20 protein-coding genes and 1 pseudogene are annotated in these 21,467 nt (G+C 71.0%); 17 read left to right on the top strand and 4 right to left on the bottom strand.

Going from position 1 to position 21,467, the window contains the following annotated elements; translation table 11 throughout:
- The first annotated feature begins 6 nt into the window (after positions 1-6).
- The 3 genes from ACZ5T9_RS10670 to ACZ5T9_RS10660 are packed head-to-tail and all read left to right on the top strand — an operon-like array spanning position 7 to position 858.
- The gene (locus tag ACZ5T9_RS10670) at positions 7-234 is read left to right on the top strand and encodes a hypothetical protein (RefSeq protein WP_242823275.1); all 228 of its coding nucleotides are present in this window, start codon (positions 7-9) and stop codon (positions 232-234) included.
- Complete coding sequence (locus ACZ5T9_RS10665; RefSeq protein ID WP_006904144.1) at positions 231-638, top strand: PIN domain-containing protein; 408 nt, start codon at positions 231-233, stop codon at positions 636-638. Before ACZ5T9_RS10670 ends, ACZ5T9_RS10665 begins: the two co-directional genes overlap by 4 nt.
- A complete protein-coding gene (locus ACZ5T9_RS10660; protein WP_464833044.1) occupies positions 529-858 on the top strand; it encodes an AbrB/MazE/SpoVT family DNA-binding domain-containing protein in 330 nt (109 codons plus the stop codon). Before ACZ5T9_RS10665 ends, ACZ5T9_RS10660 begins: the two co-directional genes overlap by 110 nt.
- On the opposite strand, the gene ACZ5T9_RS10655 is transcribed toward ACZ5T9_RS10660, so the two are convergent.
- A complete protein-coding gene (locus ACZ5T9_RS10655) occupies positions 755-1,006 on the bottom strand; it encodes a tyrosine-type recombinase/integrase (protein WP_464833043.1) in 252 nt (83 codons plus the stop codon). The genes ACZ5T9_RS10660 and ACZ5T9_RS10655 overlap by 104 nt on opposite strands.
- A gap of 159 nt (positions 1,007-1,165) precedes the next feature.
- Between ACZ5T9_RS10655 and ACZ5T9_RS10650 the strand changes: the two are divergent.
- Positions 1,166-1,726 (top strand): annotated as a pseudogene (locus tag ACZ5T9_RS10650) (transposase); the annotation flags it as partial.
- 192 nt (positions 1,727-1,918) lie between these two features.
- Here ACZ5T9_RS10650 and ACZ5T9_RS10645 read toward each other — a convergent pair.
- Complete coding sequence (locus tag ACZ5T9_RS10645) at positions 1,919-3,178, bottom strand: dipeptidase (RefSeq protein WP_242823273.1); 1,260 nt, start codon at positions 3,176-3,178, stop codon at positions 1,919-1,921.
- A 146-nt stretch (positions 3,179-3,324) separates the two neighbouring features.
- Entirely contained in the window at positions 3,325-4,170 is an 846-nt protein-coding gene (locus tag ACZ5T9_RS10640) for an alpha/beta fold hydrolase (protein WP_464833041.1), read from the bottom strand.
- Between the two features lie 281 nt (positions 4,171-4,451).
- Here ACZ5T9_RS10640 and ACZ5T9_RS10635 point away from each other — a divergent pair, with 281 nt between their 5' ends.
- The 6 genes from ACZ5T9_RS10635 to ACZ5T9_RS10610 all read left to right on the top strand — a co-directional run bounded on the left by ACZ5T9_RS10635 (position 4,452) and on the right by ACZ5T9_RS10610 (position 12,051).
- A complete protein-coding gene (locus ACZ5T9_RS10635; protein ID WP_464833040.1) occupies positions 4,452-5,393 on the top strand; it encodes an IclR family transcriptional regulator in 942 nt (313 codons plus the stop codon).
- A 140-nt stretch (positions 5,394-5,533) separates the two neighbouring features.
- A complete protein-coding gene (locus tag ACZ5T9_RS10630; RefSeq protein WP_464833039.1) occupies positions 5,534-7,285 on the top strand; it encodes an ABC transporter substrate-binding protein in 1,752 nt (583 codons plus the stop codon).
- Between the two features lie 226 nt (positions 7,286-7,511).
- A complete protein-coding gene (locus tag ACZ5T9_RS10625; RefSeq protein ID WP_464833038.1) occupies positions 7,512-8,471 on the top strand; it encodes an ABC transporter permease in 960 nt (319 codons plus the stop codon).
- A 12-nt stretch (positions 8,472-8,483) separates the two neighbouring features.
- Positions 8,484-9,461: an ABC transporter permease gene (locus ACZ5T9_RS10620; protein ID WP_464833036.1), complete on the top strand. Its 978-nt coding sequence runs from the start codon at positions 8,484-8,486 to the stop codon at positions 9,459-9,461.
- 305 nt (positions 9,462-9,766) lie between these two features.
- On the top strand, positions 9,767-10,864 hold the full coding sequence (locus tag ACZ5T9_RS10615) for an ABC transporter ATP-binding protein (RefSeq protein WP_464833035.1): 1,098 nt from the start codon (positions 9,767-9,769) through the stop codon (positions 10,862-10,864).
- A complete protein-coding gene (locus tag ACZ5T9_RS10610) occupies positions 10,861-12,051 on the top strand; it encodes an ABC transporter ATP-binding protein (RefSeq protein WP_464833033.1) in 1,191 nt (396 codons plus the stop codon). The genes ACZ5T9_RS10615 and ACZ5T9_RS10610 overlap by 4 nt, the downstream gene beginning before the upstream one ends.
- A 135-nt stretch (positions 12,052-12,186) precedes the next feature.
- Here the strand turns inward: ACZ5T9_RS10610 and murJ are convergent, their stop codons facing one another.
- A complete protein-coding gene (gene murJ / locus ACZ5T9_RS10605) occupies positions 12,187-13,869 on the bottom strand; it encodes a murein biosynthesis integral membrane protein MurJ (protein ID WP_464833031.1) in 1,683 nt (560 codons plus the stop codon).
- A 187-nt stretch (positions 13,870-14,056) separates the two neighbouring features.
- On the opposite strand from murJ, the gene ACZ5T9_RS10600 reads away from it, so the two are divergent.
- From ACZ5T9_RS10600 to ACZ5T9_RS10570, 7 genes are all read left to right on the top strand, one after another.
- Positions 14,057-14,911, top strand: a complete 855-nt coding sequence (locus ACZ5T9_RS10600; RefSeq protein ID WP_464833030.1) for a flagellar motor protein — start codon at positions 14,057-14,059, stop codon at positions 14,909-14,911.
- Positions 14,911-16,005 carry a flagellar motor protein MotB gene (locus ACZ5T9_RS10595; RefSeq protein WP_464833028.1) on the top strand — a complete coding sequence of 365 codons (1,095 nt, stop codon included), beginning with the start codon at positions 14,911-14,913 and terminating at the stop codon, positions 16,003-16,005. Before ACZ5T9_RS10600 ends, ACZ5T9_RS10595 begins: the two co-directional genes overlap by 1 nt.
- Positions 16,006-16,255: 250 nt before the next feature.
- Positions 16,256-17,119 (top strand): HD-GYP domain-containing protein, encoded by an 864-nt coding sequence (locus tag ACZ5T9_RS10590; RefSeq protein WP_464833027.1) that lies wholly within the window; start codon positions 16,256-16,258, stop codon positions 17,117-17,119.
- Positions 17,120-17,285: 166 nt separating this feature from the next.
- A complete protein-coding gene (locus ACZ5T9_RS10585) occupies positions 17,286-17,531 on the top strand; it encodes a hypothetical protein (RefSeq protein WP_464833025.1) in 246 nt (81 codons plus the stop codon).
- Between the two features lie 99 nt (positions 17,532-17,630).
- Positions 17,631-20,246 carry a SpoIIE family protein phosphatase gene (locus ACZ5T9_RS10580; RefSeq protein WP_464833024.1) on the top strand — a complete coding sequence of 872 codons (2,616 nt, stop codon included), beginning with the start codon at positions 17,631-17,633 and terminating at the stop codon, positions 20,244-20,246.
- Complete coding sequence (locus tag ACZ5T9_RS10575; RefSeq protein WP_464833023.1) at positions 20,185-21,036, top strand: ATP-binding protein; 852 nt, start codon at positions 20,185-20,187, stop codon at positions 21,034-21,036. Before ACZ5T9_RS10580 ends, ACZ5T9_RS10575 begins: the two co-directional genes overlap by 62 nt.
- Positions 21,037-21,062: 26 nt before the next feature.
- Positions 21,063-21,395, top strand: a complete 333-nt coding sequence (locus ACZ5T9_RS10570) for an STAS domain-containing protein (protein ID WP_464833022.1) — start codon at positions 21,063-21,065, stop codon at positions 21,393-21,395.
- Positions 21,396-21,467 lie beyond the last annotated feature (72 nt).

Below are 21,467 nucleotides of genomic sequence, written 5' to 3'. Positions count from 1 at the left end.
CGAAAGATGGTCTGCTACGTGACTGAGGGCGGCGACATCGTCCTGCACCCGCTTCCAGCACCCCGGTCTATCGAGGAGGTGGCGGGGGCGCTGACGGGCAAGGTGGGCCGGTCCCTGACCGAAGCCCTTGAGCGGGCCGCCGGCGATTACGCCGAAGCCTGGCGCGAGAGCCAGCCCAAGCCGCACGCGGATGCGGTGTGGCGGGAAGCGGCGCCGGCGAGGGACGCATCGTGACGGAGCGGTGGTTGCTGGACACCAACCTGATTATCTACTTGCTCGCGCCAGACCAGGCTCCGGACAACGACGTCCGGGACCGGGTGCGGGCCCTCTTTGAGCGGGCCGCTCGGGGCGCGGTGACCCTGGTGGTAACGCCCATCGTGGTCTTTGAAACGTTGCTTGTGCTTTCAGGCTTCGGCCTGCATCCCCGCGAAGCGGCCGGCCTTGTCGAGCGGGTGCTTGCCTTACCCGGGGTGGAGTGTGAGGACGACGAGCACATTCTCTACGCCCTCAGCCGGTACTCGAAAAAACTTGATTTCGTGGACGGCTATTTGGCCTCCCGGTCGCAGGCCGAGCCTTACCGGGTCGCCTCCAACGACCGCGACCTCAGGCGCCTGGCGGCGCGGCTGGCGGAATGGTGAGGGGGAAGGAGATCGGGCCGTAGCCATCGCGATCCTGCAACGAGGACAAGTGACCCTCGCCAAGGCGATCCGGGAGCGGGTGGACCTTGCGGAAGGCGACGAGGTGCTCGTTGACGTCAACGGCAACGGGGAGATCGTACAGACTCCCTTGGCCGCCGCTGGGCCACATGCGCGTAAATCGGGGTCGTCGCCACCGTCGCGTGGCCGAGCAGGTCCTTGATGACAAGCAGGTCGACGCCCGCCTCAGGCAGCCGCGTCCCAAAGGTGTGGCGGAGCTTGTGGGCGCTGGCCCGCCACAGGGCGCTGCCACGGCCGCGGAGTCTCAAGGAGCTGCGCAGCGTGCTGAAGGTCGATCGGCCCGTGGACACGGGGGAGGCCCGGGAAGCGATCCGTACATCCCGTGCTCGGCGGTGGGCCGAAAAGATGGCCTGAACGAGGCGGGCGCACAGGCGCTGGCGCAGGCGGCCGCGCGCCGGGAACCGGCCGGGGACCGGGTGAGGGAATAGCTCGTGGTGAGGGAATAGCTCGTGAGCACGTGGTTGCTCGACGCCAGACCGTGGACAGGGCTGATCGGGGACGTTTTACCGTCATTCGGACCTCCTGCCCTCTCGCCGAGTTCTTTGCCCGGTACCAGGTGGAGGGGCTTAGAACAGCTAACGCGCTTCTTAGTCATTTGTTTCCGGAATAAGGGCCGTGGCCGGGAGTCGGTGCGGTTCACCACGGGTGCGATCCGGGTGGACGACAAGAGCCGCGTCGTGCTGCCCCGGATCGGGTGGGTGAAGACCCACGAGCCGGCCACGGCCCTCCTTCGGCGCATTCAGGCGGGAACGGCCCGCATCCTCGCGGCCACGGTGTCACGGGAGGGGGGCCGGTGGTTCGTCAGCTTCACCTGCGAGGTGGAGCGGCCGCCAGGCCGCCCTTGGTTCCCCTGGAAGGTCGTCGGCGTCGATGCGGGCGTCAAGCACCTGGCGGTCCTTTCGACAGGTGAGAAGGGGCCGAATCCTCGGCCCCTTGAAAAAGCGCTCCGAAAGATCGCCCGGTCCAGCCGCGCCCTGGCCCGCCGCCAAAAGGGCAGCCGGGGGTGGCAACAGGCCCGCCGCCGGCTGGCCCGGCTCCATGCGCGGGCCCGGGATGTCCGCCAGGATGTGGCGTGGTGGTCGTCGAACAGTTGCACGTGGCGGCCACCTCAAAGGCCATCCCCAATGGCCATCCCCAATGGCCATCCTCAAAGACCGTCTTCGGACCGGCAGGCTGCGCGGCCGCCATCCGTCCCCCTACACCTACCCGTGCCAGACCTCCCGCAGCACCCGCAGCGTATTGCCGCCGATCACCTTCTTGATCTCGTCGTCGGAGTAGTTGTGCTTGACGAGCCAGCGGACGATGTTGGGCCATGCCTCGGCGATGTTCTCCAGGCCCCGCACATAGGGCACATGGGGATGGTCCTCGCCCGACGCCTTGCTGGCGCCGATGGACAGGTGGGCGGCAAAGGCCTTGTGCAGGGCCACGTGGTCGCCGAAGAGCAGATCGGGCCCGAAGGTCACGTGGTCGATGCCCACCAGTTCCACGCAGTATTCGAAGTGCTCCATCACCGACTCGATGCTGTGCTCGGGGTGGTTGCGGGTCAGGGTGGTGTGGGGCGCCGCCTCGATGCCGATCACGCCGCCCCGCTCGGCGCAGGCCTTGATCACCTCGTCGGGCTTGAGGCGCCGGCTGGGCCACAGGGCGCGGGCCCCGGCGTGGGTGATGAAGACCGGCTTCTTGCTGAACCGGATCGTATCCAGGGCCGTCTGGTCGCCCGAGTGGGACACGTCGATGGCGATCCCCAGCTTGTTCATCCGCTCCACGGCCTGCCGGCCGAAGACCGTCAGCCCGCCGTCCCGCGGCTCCCGCAGGCCGCAGCCCAGGGCGTTCCCCTCGCTGTAGGCGATGCCCATCATCCGGATCCCCAGGCCGTACAGCACGTCGAGCCGGTCCAGCTCGTTCTCGATGGGCGTTGCCGCCTCCAGGCTGGGGATCAGGGCGACCCGGCCCTCGGCGTGGGCGCGCAGGATGTCGTCGACCCGCTCCGCCCGGATGACGAAGTCCTGGTGGGCCAGGTCGGCGAACCGCATGCCGATGTCGTGGATGATGTCGGTCCACTTCCACCCCATCTTGGAGGTGATGGTGGCGGCGCCGTTGAGGAAGTTCTCGCACACGGCATCGAGCCCCGAAGCCGCCAGGCCCTCGTAGCCCGTGAAGATCCGGCCCTCGCGGATGTAGTCGAAGACCTGTCCCACGTCCTCGGGGATCACCATCAGGTGCTCGTGGAGGGAGATCACCACGTTCTCCGCCAGGAGCCGCTGGACCCGCTGCTCCTGGGCGTCGGACACCTCCACCACGTAGGGGGAGACCCGGCCGATCTCCCTGGCCAGCTGGAAGGGCCGGTAGTCGACCCCCGGCTCAAGGAACTGGAAGGAACGGTAGCCGTCGTACTTCTTCCTCTTGGCGGTCGAACCCGCCGCGGCGGCACCCGCCGCGGGTTCGGGCATGCTGTTGCTCACGGGCAACTTCCTTTCTCCAGGCGCTGTCAAGCCTTTCAAGCTCCACGCGTCCGGTCCGCTCGCCGGGCTTGCGCCCGCCGCGGCTGCTCCGCAGCGGGGTGGGACCCGCCGCCCGCCGCAGCCACCCTCCGCCCCCGGAAGCCAGGCTAGCCCTTGAGCCCGGGCACGACCTCCAGCAGGAACTCCCGCACCACCCGGCGGAACTTTTCCGGCTCCTCCACCTGGGGCGAGTGACCGCTGTGGTCGAACACCACCAGCCGTGCCCTGGGCATGAGCCGGGCGATCTCCTCCGAGGCCTCCAGGGGCGTGATCCAGTCGTGGCGGCCGCAGAGGACCAGGGTGGGCACCTGGATCTCGTGCAGCCGGTTCGTCAGGTCATATTGGGGCTGGTTGCGGGAGAAGGCCCAGTTGTGGGTCTCGTGGCGGAAGCGGATCCGCTCCAGCTTGGCCCGGGCCCGCTCAGGATCGAAGTTGACCTCGTAAAGGGGCATGATCGCCTCGTAGCAGGCGCGGAAGTCCTCGTCATCGTAGACCTGGCCGGCGAAGAGCCTGGCCAGCATGGCGCGGTCCACCCCGGGCAGGTTGCGGGCCAGGGCCGCCTGCACCGCCTTCTCCTGGTAGCGGTTGCTGGCGGCGGTGTCCCGCAGGATCAGCGCGTAGAGGTTCTCCGGGTAGCGCAGGGCGTACTCCAGGGCCAAGTGGCCGCCGTAGGAGCCGCCGGCCAGGACCATCTTGCCCAGGCCCAGGTGCTGCCGGAGCCCTTCGATATCCGCCACCCACTGCTCGTGGCTGTACGGGGGCGCTCCTTCCGACTCGCCGGAACCCCGCTGGTCGAAGCACACCAGCTGGAGCCCCAGCTCCGTGAAGGGCATGAACGCCTCCCGGTCGCCGGCCCGGCTGCCCAGCCCGGGACCACCGTGCAGGGTGAGCAGGGGGATCCCCTCGCCGAACACCTCGTAGACCAGCTCGACCCCGTTGATCCGGGCGCGCATGCCGCCTCACCTCCTTTATTTGACTAAATCAAACAATTTGACTGAGCGATGTGCCTCGGATTCGGCGTGGGGATGCCGGCTCCTCCTGCTGGTCGTCGCCTGAGGCAAAAAATTTTTCGAAATCCTCCGGGCGGCTAGCAGGAACCGGCGAAGGTGAGGCGAATCGGTAGCGACTAATCCGGCGGTTGACTGGACCGCGGTGGTTGAACAGATCAACCGATGCGGTTCAGCCTCACGCAAGCCCTTGCGGCAAGCCCTTATGGAAAGGAGGTCTGGTGCCCATGGCGGGGGAGCAGGGCGCCCGGCCGGCGTCCCGGGCGGCGCAGCGGCCCGTATCCCAGCCGCTACCCCAGCCCGCGCCCCGGCCGGCACCCCAGCCGGTGTCCAAGCCGGCCCGGCCGGCACCCCAGTCACCGGCGGGGCCGGGCCACGGCTACGTGATCCAGGCGGTCATCAAGGCCCTGGACGTGCTCTTCGCCTTCCGGGAACCGCCCCACGAGCACAGCCTGGCCGAGCTGGCCCGGATCACCGGGCTGGGGAAGAACCAGTGCTTCCGCTGCCTCAAGACGCTGGAGGCCTATGGCCTGATCCGGCTGGGGGAGCACGGGCGCTATGTGCTGACTCCCATGCTGCTGAGCCTGGCGGTGCTGGCGGCGGAAGAGCGCTCCCTGATCCGGCTGGCCCAGCCGATCCTGGACCGGCTGGCGGCGGAGACGGGGGAGACGGTGCACCTGATCGCCCTGGTCGACGGCATGGCGGTGGTCATCGACCGGCGGGATGGCCCGGCGGGCCTGCGCCTGGCCACGCCCCTGGGGGCGCGCAGCCCCCTGCACGCGGGAGCCGTGCCCAAGGCCATGCTGGCCTTCCTGCCCGAAGCCGAGCAGGCGCGGGTGCTGGACATGCTGCCCTTCCTCCCCCGTTACACGCCCAAGACGGTGGTCGACCCCCAGCAGCTGCGGGCCGAGCTGGCCGAGATCCGGCGGCGCGGCTACGCCATCAGCGACGAGGACATCGAGGCCGGGGCACGGGGCGTGGGGGCGCCCATCTTCGATGCCCGGGGTCGCGTGGTGGCGGGGGTGAGCGCCGGCGGGCCGTCGCTGCGCATTCCTCCCGAGCGGCTTGAGCATCTGGGCGAGCTGGTGCGGCTGGCGGCCCGGGACATCTCCCGGCAGCTGGGCTATGCCGGGGCGGTCAGCGCGGCGGGCCCGGGGGCCAGGAGCTGAGGGGGCCAGGGCGCGCCCAGGTCCCCGGGGGCGGGGGCCGGCGCCCGGCCTTGACACGAGACGATCCAGGGGTATGGGTTCGACGCGACGGGTTCTTCACCACGCGACGGGTTCTTCACCAGACGAAAGGGGCATGCATCATGGCGGTTCGATGGGATGAAGCCGGCGGCCGGCCGGCCGGGTCCACCGCGGGGCGTGGATCCGGAGGCGCCGCCGGGCCATACCGGAGCAGGCGGCGTTCCCTGGCCCGGATCGCGGCGGCCCTGCTGGTGGCCGCTGCCACCCTGCTGGCGGCCTGCGGCAGCGGCGGGGGCGGCGGCGCGGGAGGAACCGGCAGCGGCGGCGCCGGGGGCAGCGCGGGCAGCGGAGGCGGCGAAGGTGGCGAGGCCTACGATCCCAACGCCACGGTCACCCTGGTGACCCCGGCGGACCCGACCTTCAACCCGTGGCACCCCAACGCCTATGCGGAATCCAACATCATCAACGAGATGATCTTGCCCGGCCTCACCCGGTGGGACGAGCACATGAAGCCGGTGCCCCACCTGGCCACCGAGTGGAGCGTCTCCGGCGACGGCCTGGTGTGGACCTTCAAGCTGCGGGAAGGCGTGAAGTGGTCCGACGGCCAGCCCTTCACCGCCGACGACGTGGCCTTCACCTTCAACGAGATCGTCCTGAACCCGGACCTGGGCGCCAACCACAGCAGCGAGTACAAGGCGGTGGAGAAGGTGGTGGCGGTCGACCCGCACACCGTCGAATTCCACCTCAAGGAGCCCTTCGCCTCGCTGCCCTCGTACCTGGCGTACTACGCCGGCATCCTGCCCAAGCACGTCTTCGAGGGCGTCGAGGACCCGTGGAGCCTGAACGAGTTCAACAAGAAGAACCCCGTCGGCACGGGACCCTTCACGGTGGCCGAGTACGTCTCCGGCTCCCACGTGCGCCTGGTGCCCAACCCGCACTACTGGGGCGAGAAGCCCAAGGTCAAGGACGTGGTCTTCCGCATCGTCCCGGACGTCAACGCCCAGGTGGCCCAGCTGCTGGCGGGCGAGGTGGACATGCTGTCCATCGACGACCCGACCCTGCTGGACAAGCTCCAGAACAACCCCAACCTGCAGCTGGAGCGGGTGCTGACCAACGTCTACTATTTCGTCGCCCTCAACCAGGACGACCCCCGCTTCCAGGACAAGCGGGTGCGCCAGGCGCTCTCGTACGCCATCGACAAGGAAGCGATGATCGAGAACCTGATCAAGGGCTACGGCCAGGTGGCCACGGGCCCCATCCCGCCCCTGCAGGCCGAGTACTACAACGGCGACGTGGCCCGTTATCCGTACGATCCTGAGAAGGCGAAGGCCCTGCTGGCCGAGGCCGGCTGGACGCCGGGGCCCGACGGCATCCTGCAGAAGGACGGCAAGCCCTTCCACATCACGATGACCGCGGCCCAGATGCGCCAGCTGGTGCCCGCCACCCTGCTGGTCCAGCAGTGGTGGAAGGACCTGGGCATCCAGGTGGACGTGGACGTCCTCGACTGGAACAGCTACATCGAAAAGGCCATCGTCAACCGGGACTACGAGGCGACTTTGGCCTGGTGGTCCACGCCGGCGGACCCCGACGTCTACCCGTACTATGCCTCGGAGGCGGCGGGCCGGGGGAACAACATCCCCAACTACCGCAACCCCGCCCTGGACGACCTGCTGCGCCGCGGGCGCGCCGCCACCAGCGAGGAGGAGCGCAAGGCCATCTACGCCGAGGCCCAGAAGCTGATGGCCGAGGAACTGCCCTACCTCTACCTGTGGTGGCCCGAGAGCATCGTGGTCTACAACAAGGCGCTGCACGTGCCGCCCGGCAGCTACGCCGTCAAGGGCCTGTACGTGGACGAGTGGTACAAGACCCGCTGAGCCGGGCCCGCATCGCGTCGCCATCCGGAGGAACCGGCCCGCCGGCCGGTTCCTCCGGGGGAGGCGTTCCTCGGCCGGTTCCACGCGGCTTTCGCCTTGGCCGGGTCCCAAGCATCCGCCGGGTTCCGCGGGTTCGCCGGGTCCGTCTCCGTCTGGCCCAGGTTCCCCGGCGGCATGGAACCCCATCGTGGCCCGCCGCATCCGGGCGGGGGGAGGTGCGATCAGCATGGCATCCCTGCGCTACGCCGGCCGGCGCCTGCTGCAGGGGCTCGTGGTCCTGTGGGTGATCACCGTGGTGACCTTCCTTCTGGTCAACCTGGCCCCTGGCGGGCCTGGCGCCGTCATGCGCATGGAGACCACGGCCGAGCAGCGGGAGGCCCTGATGCGCCAGCTGGGCCTCGACCAGCCCCTGCCGGTCCGCTACGTGCGCTGGCTGGGGGACGCCCTGCAGGGCGACTTCGGCCAGTCCATGAACAGCCGCGAGCCGGTGATGCCCCTGGTGCTGGAGCGCTTGGGCAACACCGCGGTCCTGGCGGCCGCCACCCTGGCGCTCTCCCTCGCCGTGGGGCTGGCGCTGGGCATCGCCGCCGCCCTCCGCCGGGGGTCGTGGATCGACCACGCGGCCACGCTGATTTCCACCCTGGGCGTGTCGGTGCCGGACTTCTGGTTCGGCATCCTGCTGATCATGGCCCTGTCGGTGCGGTGGAACCTGCTCCCCAGCGGCGGCATGGCCACGGTGGGCGCGGAGTTCTCCCTGGCCGACCGGCTGGCGCACCTCGTCATGCCGTCCTTCGTCCTGATGCTGGTGATCCTTCCCAACATCCTGCGCTTCGTGCGGTCGTCGCTGCTGGAGGTCCTGCACCAGGACTTCATCCGCACGGCGCGGGCCAAGGGCGCGGGGCCGGTCCGGGTGATGGTGGTCCACGCCCTGCGCAACGCGCTGATCCCGGTGCTGACCATGCTGGGTTTGCTGATCCCGGCCCTTCTGGGCGGCTCGGTGATCGCCGAGAGCGTGTTCGCCTGGCCGGGCATGGGCCGGCTGGCGGTGGAGGCGGCCATGGGCCGGGACTACCCGGTGATCATGGCGGTGACGGTGGTGGCTGGCGTGGTGGTGGTGATCACTAACCTGGTGGTCGACCTGGCCTACTCCCTGGTCGATCCGCGCATCCGCCACGCCGCCGGGTAAGGAGGGAAGACGATGACCGTTTCGGTTCCCGAGCCGCGCCCCGCCCCCCGCGTCGCACCGCGGGCCGGCGCCGGTCCCGCCGGGTCGCCGCCACCGGGCGCCGGCGCCACCGGCGGGCTGGCGCCCGGCGAGCCCGGTGCCGCCGAGGCCCTGCAGCCCGACGCCGAGGGGTTCGTCGCCCGGGTCCGCCGCCGCCCCGCCCTGCTGGCCGCCGCCGCCGTGCTGCTTCTGCTCTACATCCTGGTGTGGGCCCTGCCGCCCCTCCTGGGGCTTGACCCCGACGCCACGGACCCCGCGGCCAGCCTGGCGCCACCCGGCCCCGGCCACTGGCTCGGCACCGACGAGCTGGGCCGCGACATGCTGGCCCGCATGCTGGCGGGCGGCCGCATCACCCTGACCGTGGCCGCCCTGGCCGCCGCCATCGCCCTGGGGGCCGGCACCCTGGTGGGGGCCCTGGCCGGGTTCTACCGCGGGTGGGTCGAGACGGTGCTCATGCGCCTGGTCGACGCCATGATGGCGATCCCCTCGTACTTCCTCATCGTCGCCGAGCTGGCGGTGTTCGGGGATTCGCCGGCGGTGGTGGTGGCGGTGATCGGGCTGAACTACTGGATGCCCGTGGCGCGGCTGGTGTACGCCGAGTTCCTCAAGTGGCGGGAGCGGGAGTTCATCGAGGCGGAGGTGGCCCTGGGCGCCTCGCCGGCCCGCATCATCTGGCGGCACCTGTTTCCCCAGGTGGTCCCCTCGCTGCTGGCCCTGCTGTCGCTGGCGGTGGGGTGGGCGGTGCTGGCGGAAAGCGGCCTGAGCTACCTGGGCCTGGGCATCCAGCCGCCCGACGCCTCGTGGGGCAACATGCTGAAGAACGCCCAGGTGTACATGTGGACCCAGCCCATGCTGGCCATCTACCCGGGCGCCGCCATCCTGCTCACCGTGCTCTGCTTCAACGTGCTGGGCAACGGCCTGCGCGACGTGCTGGACCCGCGGGATGCGTAGGCGCCGGCAGGGGGCCGGCCCGGCGCGCAAGACGCCGGAAGGTACGGTCCGGCGCCCGGCCGCCCTGGGCGCCGCTGCCCGCCCCGGCGCCGGTTACGGGCCGCGGCCCCGTCGCCGCGGCTCCGGGGCCCTCGTCCGGTCCCGGCCGTCCCGCCCCGGGCGCCGTCCTGCCCGTGGCGGCCGCGATGCGGTCCGGCCCGTTGCGGCCGTGGCGCGCTTCGGGCCGGGCCGCCGCGGGCCGGTCCCGGCCGGCCGGATCGCCAGGCCCCGCACCCCCAAGGTCCGGCACGGGAGGTGAACGACCCTTGGTGGTTCTCGAAGTACGTGGCCTGGAAGTGACCTTTCCCACCCCGGCCGGCCCCGCCCGGGCCGTCGGGGGGATCGACTTCGACCTCTACGCCGGCGAGGTCCTGGGGCTGGTGGGGGAGTCGGGCAGCGGCAAGAGCGTCACCGCCCTGGCCCTCATGGGCCTGCTGCCGCCGGGGGCCCAGGTGCGGGGCGAGGTCCTCCTCAACGGGAAGAACCTGCTCGCCCAGCCCGAGTCCCACTGGCGGCGGGTTCGGGGCCAGGAGATGGCGATGATCTTCCAGGAGCCGATGACCTCCCTGAACCCCGTGATGACCGTGGGCGCCCAGATCGCCGAGGCCCTGATCCTCCACGGGACGCCGGCCGGTGCCGCCCGCCGCCGCGCGGTGGAGCTCCTGGAACGGGCCGGCATCCCCGAGCCGGAGCGCCGGGCCCGCCAGTACCCCCACCAGCTCTCGGGCGGCATGCGGCAGCGGGTGATGATCGCCATGGCCATGGCCTGCCGCCCGCGGGTGCTGATCGCCGACGAGCCGACCACCGCCCTGGACGTCACCGTCCAGGCCCAGATCCTCGACCTGATGAAGGCCCTGCAGGAAGAGACGGGCACCGCCATCCTGCTCATCACCCACGACCTGGGCGTGGTGGCGGAGATGTGCCACCGGGTGGCGGTGATGTACGCCGGCCGCATCGTGGAGAAGGCGACGGTGGCGGACCTCTTCGACCGGCCGGGCCACCCCTACACCGAGGGCCTGCTGCAGTCCCTGCCGCTGGCGGCAGCGCCCAAGACGCCCCTGCGGGCCATGGCGGGGGCGGTACCCCACCCGGCCCAGCTGCCGCCCGGCTGCGCCTTCGCCCCCCGCTGCCCCTACGCGGTCGAACGCTGCCACCGGGAGCTGCCTGTGCTGGCCGGGGGCGTAGCCTGCCACCGGGCGGGCGAGCTGCGCCTTGAGGGCGTGGTGCGCGAAGGCGCGGCCGGGGGGCCAGGAGGGGCTTCCCCGTGGGACGGCCTGGCAGCCGGCGAGGGCGTGGACGGCGGGTTCTCCGCTTCCGCCCCGCGGGGACCGGCCGCGACGCCTGATGGAGGTGGTCACCGGTGAACCGAAGGGAAAGTGCCGTCCGCCACGACCCCGCCCGGGTGCCCTCTGAGGCTGCAGCCGCCGCGGTGCCCGGCGAGGCTCCCGCCCGGGCGCCCGCCGGAGCTGCAGCCGCCCCGGCACCAGGCGAGGCCCCCGCCCGGCTGCCCGCGGAAAGTGCGGCGGCCGCGGTGCCCGCAGCGGTCCCGGCGCCCGCCGCAGCCCCGGAGGCCGGGGCACCCCCGGCTGGTGAACCCCTGGTAAGGGCCGTGAACCTGCGCAAGGAGTTCCCCCTGGCCGGGGGCCTGCTGGGCCGGCGGCTCAGCGTCCGCGCCGTCGACGGGGTGAGTTTTTCCATCCACCGCGGCGAGGTCTTCAGCCTGGTGGGCGAGTCGGGCTGCGGCAAGTCGACCACCGGCCGGCTGGTCCTGCGCCTGCAGGAGCCGACGGAGGGGGAGGTCTGGTTCGCGGGGGAAAACCTGGCTCGCCTGCCGGCACCCCGGCTGCGCCGGCTGCGGCGCCGGATGCAGATCGTCTTCCAGGACCCCTTCGCCTCCCTGAACCCCCGGATGACCGTGGGGGAGCTCATCGGCGAGCCCCTGTTGATCCACGGCCTGGGGTCGAAGGCGGACCGCCGGCGGCGGGTGGGCGAGTTGCTGGAGCTGGTGGGCCTCAGCCCCCAGCACGCCACCCGCTACCCGCATCACTTCTCCGGCGGCCAGCGGCAGCGGATCGGCATCGCCCGGGCCTTGGCGCCGGAGCCCGAGTTTCTGGTGTGCGACGAGGCCGTCTCGGCCCTGGACGTGTCGGTGCGGGCTCAGATCCTCAACCTGCTCCTGGAGCTGCAGCAGCGACTGGGGCTGACCTACCTTTTCATCTCCCACGACCTTGGGGTGGTGCGGCACATCAGCGACCGCGTGGGGGTCATGTATCTGGGCAAGCTGGTGGAGGTGGCGCCCGCCGGCGAGCTCTTCCGTCGGCCCCTGCACCCGTACACCCGGGCCCTGCTGGCCGCCATCCCGCGGCCCCACCCGCTGGCGCCGGCGCGGGAGCGCATCGAGCTCCGGGGCGAGCTGCCCAGCCCGGTGAACCCGCCCCGGGGCTGCCGGTTCCACACCCGCTGCCCGCTGGCCACCGCGCGCTGCCGGGCGGAAGAACCGGCCCTGGTCGAGCAGGCGCCGGGCCACTGGGCGGCCTGCCATTACGTGTAACGGGGCCGGCGGCGGCGACCAAGCGGGGACCGGGCGCCGGCCCGCTGGCGGCCGGGCGTGCCGGTGGAGGGCCCGTGACCCGTACCCCTGGGCACCACCCCGCGTCAGGGCGCGGCGCGCGGGCGTTCAACAGTATCACCGTACCAGGCTGATCCGTCCCAGGAGGCGCCGCCCCGCCCCATAGAGCTCGCCGATCTCGGGCGCCCGCAGCAGCAGCAGCACGGCCAGGTACGCCAGGCAACCGGCGGCCCCGGGCAGGGCGACCAGGGCCAGTTCGACCACGGCCCCTGCCGTCCCCGCCCCCAGGGCGGCCACCGGAACCTCCCACCGCGCCAGCAGCAGCCGGTAGGCCGCCTGCATCACCCCAGCGCTCGCCACCGCCGCCACCGCCACCCGGCCGGCCCGGGCCAGCAGGTCCGCCAGGTCCAGCGCCCGCTGGCGGTGGTGCAGGTGTCCCAGCAGAAGCACCAGCCCCGTGGTGAAGGACAGGGTGGTGGCCAGGGCCAGTCCCGTGATCCCCAGCCAGCGGCCCAGCACCACGTCGCCCGCCACGTTGACCGCCATGGCCGCCACCGCCACCAGGGCGGGGGTGCGGCTGTCCCGGCGGGCGTAGAGGGCGCGCGTGGCCAGGTCCCGCAGGGCCATGGGCACCAGGCCGAGGCCATAGGCCGCCAGGGCCAGGGCGGTCAGGGCCGCGTCGCGGGCGTCGAAGCTGCCGCGCCCGTACACGAAGGCCACGATGGGATCCCGCAGGACCAGAAGGGCCACGGTCATGGGCGCCAGGACCACCATCAGCATGCCCATGCCCTGCTGGAGCAGCCGCCGGAAGGCGGCCTCGTTGCCGGTCCCGGGTGCCGCCACGGCGCCCAGGGAAGGGTACAGCGCCTGCACCAGGGCCATGGCCAGCAGGCCGTGGGGGAGGGTGACCACCCGGAACGCATAGTTGAGGGCGGAGATGATCCCCTCGCCCAGGGTCGACCCCACCATCCGGTCGACGAACACGTTGACCTCGCTGACCGCGGCACTGAGGAAGAGGGGGGGCAGGAGCGCGGCGATGGCCCGCAGGCCGGGATCGTCCAGGTTGACTTCCCACCGCTGGCGGAAGCCGACTCCCCGGGCCTCGGGCAGCTGCACCAGCACCCGCAGCAGGGAGCCCACGGTGAAGCCCACTGCCAGGGCCCAGGGGCCGTACCGGGCGCCGAAAAGGACGGCGGCGGCGATCATCACCAGGTTGAAGGGGATCCCGGTGAAGGCCGGCCCGGTGAACCGCCGGTGGGCGTGCAAAAGCCCGGTCAGCAGGTTCATCCCCGTTACAAATAAGGAAGCGATGAGCAGGATGCGGGTGAGCCCGGCGGCCAGGCGCACCTGGTGGGGGCCGAACCCCGGCGCCATCACCCGCACCACGGGCTCGGCCAGCACGCCCAGAAGCACGAGCCCGGGCACCACCACCAGCAGCACCATGGTGGCCAGCCGGCTGAAGGTGCGCCCGGCCTGGTCCCGCTGCCCGGAGGCGACCAGGCCCGCCAGCACCGGCGTGGCGGCGGTGGCGATGGCGGTGGAAACCAGCCCCAGAATCAGGTTGGGCACGCCCTGGGCCACCAGGAAGGCGTCCAGCTCCGGGCTGGCACCGAAAACCGAGGCATAGACGGCCTCCCGCAAGAACCCCAGCACCCGGCTGGCGGCGGTCAAAAGGGCAATGATGAGGGTCGCCGCCGCCACGCCCTGGGCGGCCAGTCCCCGGCCGCGCCGGCCGGCCTTACCGGCGGCCTGCGGGCCGGTGAAGAGGATGTCGTCGCTGGTGGTGTGACTTCGGGCCACCGGGTGCCCTCCCCGGAATGGGACTTCGCCGGGCGCCGGACCGGCGCCTGCCGCCCCTTGGACCCGGACCGGTCCCGCGGGCCTGTCCGGTACCTGCCTGCTATCATCTGGCAGCCGCGTCAACCGGTCAACTCCTGCCGCTCCCTACCGATAACCGGGACTGATCGGACGAACGGGGGAGTGGCCTGTGGATCTGGGAACCGTCATCGGGCTCATCGCCGGCATCGCGGTGGTCCTCATCGCCAACGTGATGGAAGGCGGCCATCTGGACCAGTTGCTCAACCCGTCGGCCAGCCTGCTGGTCTTCGGCGGTACCCTGGCCGCCACCCTGGCCAGCGCCGGGCTGCACAACGTCCTGCTGGTCCCCGGGGCCATCGCCTACGCCCTGCGGGCGCCCAAGCTGCAGCCTGGCGCCCTGATCGAGAAGCTGGTCTCCCTGGCCCAGCAGGCCCGCCGGGAAGGCCTGCTTTCGCTGGAAGAAGAGCGCAAGAACCTGGACGACCCCTTCTTCGCCAAGGGGCTGCAGTTCGTCATCGACGGGGCCGACCCCGAGATGGTGGAAGAGGTCATGGAAAACGCCCTCCAGGCCGAGCAGCGCCATTACCTGGTGGCGGCGGGGGTCCTGGAGACGGCGGGCGGCTACGCCCCCACCATGGGGATCATCGGCACCGTCCTGGGCCTGATCCACGTCCTGGGAAACCTTGAAGACACCTCGTCCCTGGGTCCCGCCATCGCCGTCGCCTTCATGGCCACCTTCTACGGCATCGCCAGCGCCAACCTGCTCTGGCTGCCGCTGGCCAGCAAGATCAAGGCCAACGTCCAGGCCGAGGCCGAGCTGCGGCGCATGGTGGTGGAAGGCATCCTCTCCATCCAGAACGGGGACAACCCCATGATCGTCCGCGAAAAGCTGGAGGCCTTCCTGGCCGCCGGCGCCGGGGGCAAGGAAGGCAAGGGCGGGACCGGTACCGCCGCCGAAGGGGCCTCCGGGCGGAGCGGCACCGGGGGCGAGGCGGGCGCCCGGATGGCCGGGGTGGGTGACTGATGAGCGGGGGAGTCCGCAGCGGGGGTCTGGCATCCAGCGGGCTGGGGTCGAGCGGCCTGGGATCCGGCGGAGGAACCGGCCCCGCCGGCGGGCGGGAGGGCCGGGGCGGCGCCCGCCGGGTCCGGGGTCGCGCCGGCGGCGGCCGCGGTCACGGGGCCGGGAGCGGTCCCGGGGACGGCCACGGCGGCGGGGGAGGCGGCCACGACGGGGCCGGTTCCACGCGCTGGCTGCTCACCTATGCCGACCTCATCACCCTCCTTCTGGCCTTCTTCGTGGTGATGTACGCCATGTCCGAGGTCAACGCCGCCCGCTACCAGGCCCTGGCCGCCTCCCTGCGGGCCGCCTTTGCCACGGCCGGCGAGACCCTGATCGATACGGAGGGGATTTCGCCCGACGCCCGCAAAGTGCTGGACGGCCTCAACCGCGATACGGGCCAGCCCTACCCGCCCGCCCTTCCACCTGCCGGCTCCCCGGAAGCACCCGGCGAAGGTTCCGGTGAACCGTCCGGGGAATGGCCCGACCTTCCCGGCCTGCCGTCCCCCGGCCAGGGAGCCGGTACCGCGGTGCCGCCCATGTCCGCGGAGGAGCGGGAACGGATGGAGGGGCTGGTGGAACAGGTCAACGAGGCGCTGCGGGAGGCGGGCCTGGGCGGCCGGGCGTCGGCCCGGCTGACCGAACGGGGCGTCGCCATCATCTTCGACGACCAGGTCTTCTTCGACCTGGGCCGGGCCGAACTGCGACCGGAGGGGCGGGACCTCCTGCGCCGCCTGGCGCCGATCCTGGCCCAGGTGCCGGGAACCATCCTGGTGGAAGGGCACACCGACAACCTGCCCATCCGCAGCGGCCGCTACCCCTCCAACTGGGAGCTGTCGACGGCGCGAGCCACCACGGTGGTGCGCTACCTGGCCGAGCAAGCCGGGCTCGACCCGCGGCGCTTGGCGGCCGCCGGTTACGGCGAGTGGCGCCCCCGCTACCCCAACACAAGCGCCGCCAACCGCGCCCGGAACCGGCGGGTCGAGATCGTGCTCCTGCGTCCCAGCCTGGATCCCACGGCGCGGATCGGTGAGGGCGCAGGCGGGGGGACCGGGCCGTGAGCCCGGCCCGCGCCAGGTCCGGCGCCCTGGCCTGGGACCCGTGACGCATCTTCCGCCCGAAAAACAGGTCCCAGGTCCCAGGACAATTCCGTTGATGTTCCCAGGGGACCCCCTTAATGTGGTTTACAAATGATGGGTCTGCAGCCGGCGGGCGGGGCCAGATGCCGTCAGGAGCGGCGCAGTGGAACTGGGGGACGCGGCGTTCCGAGCCCCCGGCTCCCCGCACCCCGCCGGGATGGGAGGGGACGAGGTGGTCCGTCGAGGAGGCGGTTCCGGCGAAGCGGCACACCCTGAGCACCGGGGTTCATCCTGGCATCCCCACCCGCGGAGGGATCCAGCCGGTTCGTCCCGGGGAGAAGGGGATACGCCCGGCGCGCAGGCCGCCGCCGTCGAGGATACGGTCTTCATGGTCCGCGAGTCGGCGGCGACCCTGGCCGAGGCGGCGGCGGCGGGCCGGTTCGACCTCCTGGACGAACCGGCCGCCCTGGAGTCCTACACCGTCCGCACCTTCGGGGACAGCCTGCGCCGGACGGGGCCCGCGGCCATCCGGCAGCTCCTCACCGTCCTGGCCCTGTACGATGACCCGACCTACCGGCACAGCCGGCGGGTGGCCGCCCTGGCCTGCCGCCTGGCCCGGCGGGTGGGCTGGCAGGGGGAGTCCCTGCGGCTCCTCAACCTGGCCGGTATCCTCCACGACACCGGCAAGCTGGCGGTGGATCCGCGGATCCTCCACAAGCCGGGCCGGCTCAACGCGGAGGAGTGGGAGCTGATCCGGCGCCACCCCCTGGTCAGCGAGCAGCTGAGCCGGCGGGTGGCCGGGGTCCCCACGGTGGCGGCCTGGGTCCGTTCCCACCACGAGCGGTGGGACGGGGGCGGTTACCCCGACGGCCTGGCAGGCCCTGCCATCCCGCCGGCCGCCCGCATCCTGGCGGTGGCCGACGCCTTCGACGCCATGGTGGGCGGGCGCCCCTACCACCGGCAGGTGATCACCGTCGACATGGCCGTGGCGGAGATCGAGCGCAACGCCGGGCGCCAGTTCGACCCCTACCTGGCGGAGGTGTTCGTCGGCATGATGGCGACCGCCCGCGATGCCGCGGCGGGGCTCGAGCCGTAGCGGGCCGGGCCGAACGGGGCAGGGGGGAGGCCCGGTGGCCGCAAGGGGGGGCGAACCGGCCCCGCGGCGACCGGCGATCCGCCCCCATGGCGTCCGGTGAAGGACGGCACGAGGCGCCGTGAACGCCCGGAGCGGTTCGGCGGCGGGAGAGAAAGGGGGGATACCGGTGAAGCGGCTGGTGAAGTGGCTGGTTGGTGCCGGCGTGGCGGCGTTCCTGCTGGCCGGTACGGGCGGGACGAGCGAGGCGAAGATGATGGCTAGCCCCTGGCGGCCTTCCTTCGCGAGCCCGGCCGACTTCTACGACATTCAGGTCGATTGGGGTACGCCGGCGGCGCCCGTGGTGAAGCCGATTCACGATCGCCAGGAGGCGATCTGGCCTGACGCGGCAGACAACGCCGGCCCCAAGAAGTAAGGGGAAGGGGAGCATGGGGGTGGGCGGTCGGGAGCACGAACCCGGCCGCTCCGCCCATTCCCGCGCGGCCCGTCACCTGATGTCGCGGAGGGCATGATTGTGGGGAGGCGTCATCCAGGCACGATCCCGACCGCTGACGTCAACGCCGACAGGGCTCTTCACGCGGCCTCCATGCGCCGGCTTGTCGAGCGCGGCCTCCAGGCCATGGATGAGCGGGACGGCCTGACCGCCTTGAACTGCTTTCAACGGGCCAGCGACATGGCGTTCAAGTACCGCCTCGGTGCCGAGGCACAGGCAGGAACGCAGCTGAACCTGGCCCTAGCGTACCGGCTCATCGGCGACCTTGAGGGGGCTGCTTCGGTCCTGCAGCGTCTCCTGCAGGGCGACGACCTGGTCCCAGACCAGCGGGCCATGGTTTGGAACATCCTCGGCACCGTCCATTTCGCGTCCGGGCGGTACCGGCCCGCGGCCCACGCCTTGTTGCGAGCATGGCGCTTGATGAGGAACCGCCGCTACGTTTCGGAACTTCGGGTCGAGGTGGCAGGAAACCTGGCTACGGTGTATCTGGAGCTGCGCCGTCCCGCCAGGGCCTTGACCTGGGCCTCCCGCGCCGCCTGGCAGGCCCGCCACGCCGGTACGCCCCACCGCCAGTTTGCCACCCTCCAGCTCATCGCCGCCCGCCTGGCCCTAGGCCAAACGGAGCGGGCCGCCAGGGGCATTGCCCGCCTCGAGCGGTCGATCCTGCCCGAGCACGCCAGCCTCTTCTGGCGGCTCTACGCAGACCACGCTTTGCGCACCGGTGACCCACGGCGGGCTATGGCCCTAGCAGCCCGGTCCCTTGATGCAGCCGTATGCGACCTCAGCGCCGAAGACATCACCGCCGCCGCCCGGGCCTTGGCCCGGCACAAGGGCTGTGATGCCGCCCCACATGCGGCCGAGACCCTGATCGCCTATTCCCGCACATACCGCTCCTGGATCACCGCCTTTGCCACGGCCTGTCAGAAGTTGGAGCTGGCCCGCGAAAAGCAGGTCGTGGCCTTACTGGTGGCGGCCGATGGACTGATCCTCACCCGGGCGGGAGGCGAGGAAATTCTTCACAAGCTCACTCTGCAGGGGTACCATGCGGGCGGTCGAATGGATGCCATGCCCGGCGCCGGTCTTTCCTTTGATGAAGCCCAAGCGGACTTATCCACCGGGAGTAACGGGATGTGGGGCTGGGCGCAGATCATAGCAGACCACCACACCGATGGTGTTGCTCCTGCCGGTGGTGGGACCAGCACCCGGGGTCCGACCGCGTTCCGCACGGAGCGGAGGGCCTCGGGAGATTCGCCGCCTGCCCCCTCCGCCTGGGTGTTCGTCTGGCCACCGCAACCCGCCATGGCCAGGGCGATCGCCACTCTGTCCGCCCACATTCGGCAGGTTACCGAAAAGGAGCAGCAACACCACGAAGAGGCCCAGGCCCTGGCCAAGCTTACTGCGTTCCACCGTGCGGCGGTCGCCCTTGGTGGACCTCTGCCGACACCGGAACTCATCGGACGGCTCCTGGCCCTGACCCAGCAGCTCAGCCGCTCCGACGGGGTGGCACTGCTCTTCACCGAGCGCGACCGTGGGATCTGGGCTGACGGCTTGGACGGCCGGAAGTTGTGGCGCAGCCGGGTGACTAGGCGGGTGGCCGCCACGGGCCGTCCCGGCCGGCTCTCGGTGCACCGGCCCCGGGACCGGGAAGAACTCGGCCGCCTCGGTCTCTCGTCGCTTCTGCTCGTCCCCGTGTTCTTCGGTGGCGACTCGTGCTCCGCCGTCCTGGCCGCAGGCCGCCTGGCCGGGCCCGAATATACCGAGGCGGAATTGGAGTTGGTAACCTTCATCAGCCGGCAGTTCGGTCTCGCCCTGGAAAATGCGGCCCTGCGCGACGACCTGAGCCAGCGACTGGATACCCTTACCCGGGATCTGCAGTTGGCTCGGCGGTTGCAGGAGGCATTCCTCCCCCCGCCGGTTCTGCGTCACGACGGAATTGAGGTGGCCGGCCAGAGCTTGCCGGCCAAGTGCGTCGGGGGCGATCTCTATGACTACGTACGATTCCCCGGCGGAGGGTGGGCGCTGGTCTTGGGGGACGTCATGGGGAAAGGTGTGGCCGCGGCCATGTTGGCTTCCATGCTTCTCTCTCTGGTCAGGGAGGTATGGGCTCGCCAGGCGGTCGGTGAGGAAGTCATCCGCCGCCTCGACCTGCGTTTCGCGCCGGACCTCCATCGGGCACGTGCCTTGGCGACCTTGGTCATGGCCCATCTTGACCCCGGCGATGGAACCCTTCGGGCTTGGCTCGCCGGCCACGACGGCCCGATCCTCTGGCACCACGAAGGATGGCGTCCCTTGAGCCGGGGAGGGGGTACCGCCCTGGGACTTCAGGCGGGGATCGGGTCCGTAGTCCAGATCGAGACGCGGCTTGAACCTGGGGACGTGGTGCTGTTCTACTCGGATGGCCTTGGTGAACTGCTGCTTGGGCGCCGTGGCGCCGGCCGGTCCCACGATGTGGCGGGTGTACTGAACCGATTAGGGCTAAAGCCGCAACCGGAGCGCCTGCAGGCGTTGCTTGGCAAGATTCGTTCACTGGCCGTCCACCGTACGTTGCAAGACGATGTGACGGTGGTGATGATCAGTGTCGCACAAAGTGTTTCTCGAAGAGTCTCAAGCTGTGCTGACGGCGTGTTGCTGGTATGACGGCGACCGCCTGACGTGGATATCTTTCCGGGACGATGTGGTATCCGGCGGGCCAGGAACCCGCGGTAACGATCCTCCCGCCACTGGTTCGCCGAGGGCCGTTTCCTGTGGCGAGGCGGATGCGGCGGATCTCCAATTCATCGTCTTGGGCACCCGGCACCGGCTTGGCCTGCTCTGGGGGCCGGCGGGGGTGCCCCTTTCCGACGCCCAGCGCCAGATCATTCGCCTCCTGGCCCAAGGACGGCTCGAAGTTGCCGGCGACGCGTTGGCACCGCCCCCCTGGGGTCCGGTGAGAAGTGTCTCGTGCAGAACAGAGCACGGCGATGTTGAGGAAAAAACTGTTAACGGGGGGGGGGGGGGGGGGGGTAATTTCTCCCACTCCCAGGCGATAACCTCTCGGATCTACCGGGCCCGGTTTCGCAAGCCATCGGGTGTCGCGACCGCTCGACGCCGTCTGCAACAACGGCTGCTGGAGCTGGGTTATCCATCCACCTGCATTCAACGGGTCGTCGTCGCTACGGCGGAGGCGATGATCAACGCCGTTCGCTACGCCGGCGGTGGGGAGCTTAACGTGGTCTCCTCCGATTCCCGATTACATGCCGTCATCACAGACTCCGGCCCTGGTATCGCCTTTGACCGGCTCGCCCAGGCCCTCCTGCGGCCCCGAAACCGGTGGAACCTGGGACGGGGTCACGGGTACTGGCTCATGGTCAGTATGGCGTCCCATTGCCGGGTCACGTCGACTCCCGGAAGAACCCGCGTTGAGCTGGTTTTCGATGTTGGTACCTAAGCCGATCCTGACACGGGGGGAATCCCATGGACGACGTCGTGCAACTGCCTGCGGGTTCGGGTCACCGCCTTCTCCTCAACGGCGACCTGGACTTCGAGCGGGCCGAGCGGATTGCAGCCGCGTTGCAGCGTTACGCCGGCGGCCCGGTGGTCCTCGATCTCAGCCGGTGCCAGTTCATCGACTCGACGGGCATCGGGGTCCTCGTCGATGCCCTCCGCTCCTACGCCGCCCGCGGCATCGAGGTGGCGGCGGTGCGAGTGCGGCCGGCGGTGTTCGAGGTGCTGGAGATCGTGGGGGCCGTCGACGTCTTCGGCCGCGGCCTGTTCGAGATCGTGCTCGATGAGGGGGAAGACGCGTAGATGGAGGCGGACGACGCCTAGAGGGTGCGCCCTCCGTCGTTCACCACCCTCCATGACCATCCCACCTGACGA

The sequence above is a fragment of the Thermaerobacter nagasakiensis genome, assembly GCF_055396825.1.
This window is presented reverse-complemented; position numbering and strand designations above follow the sequence as displayed.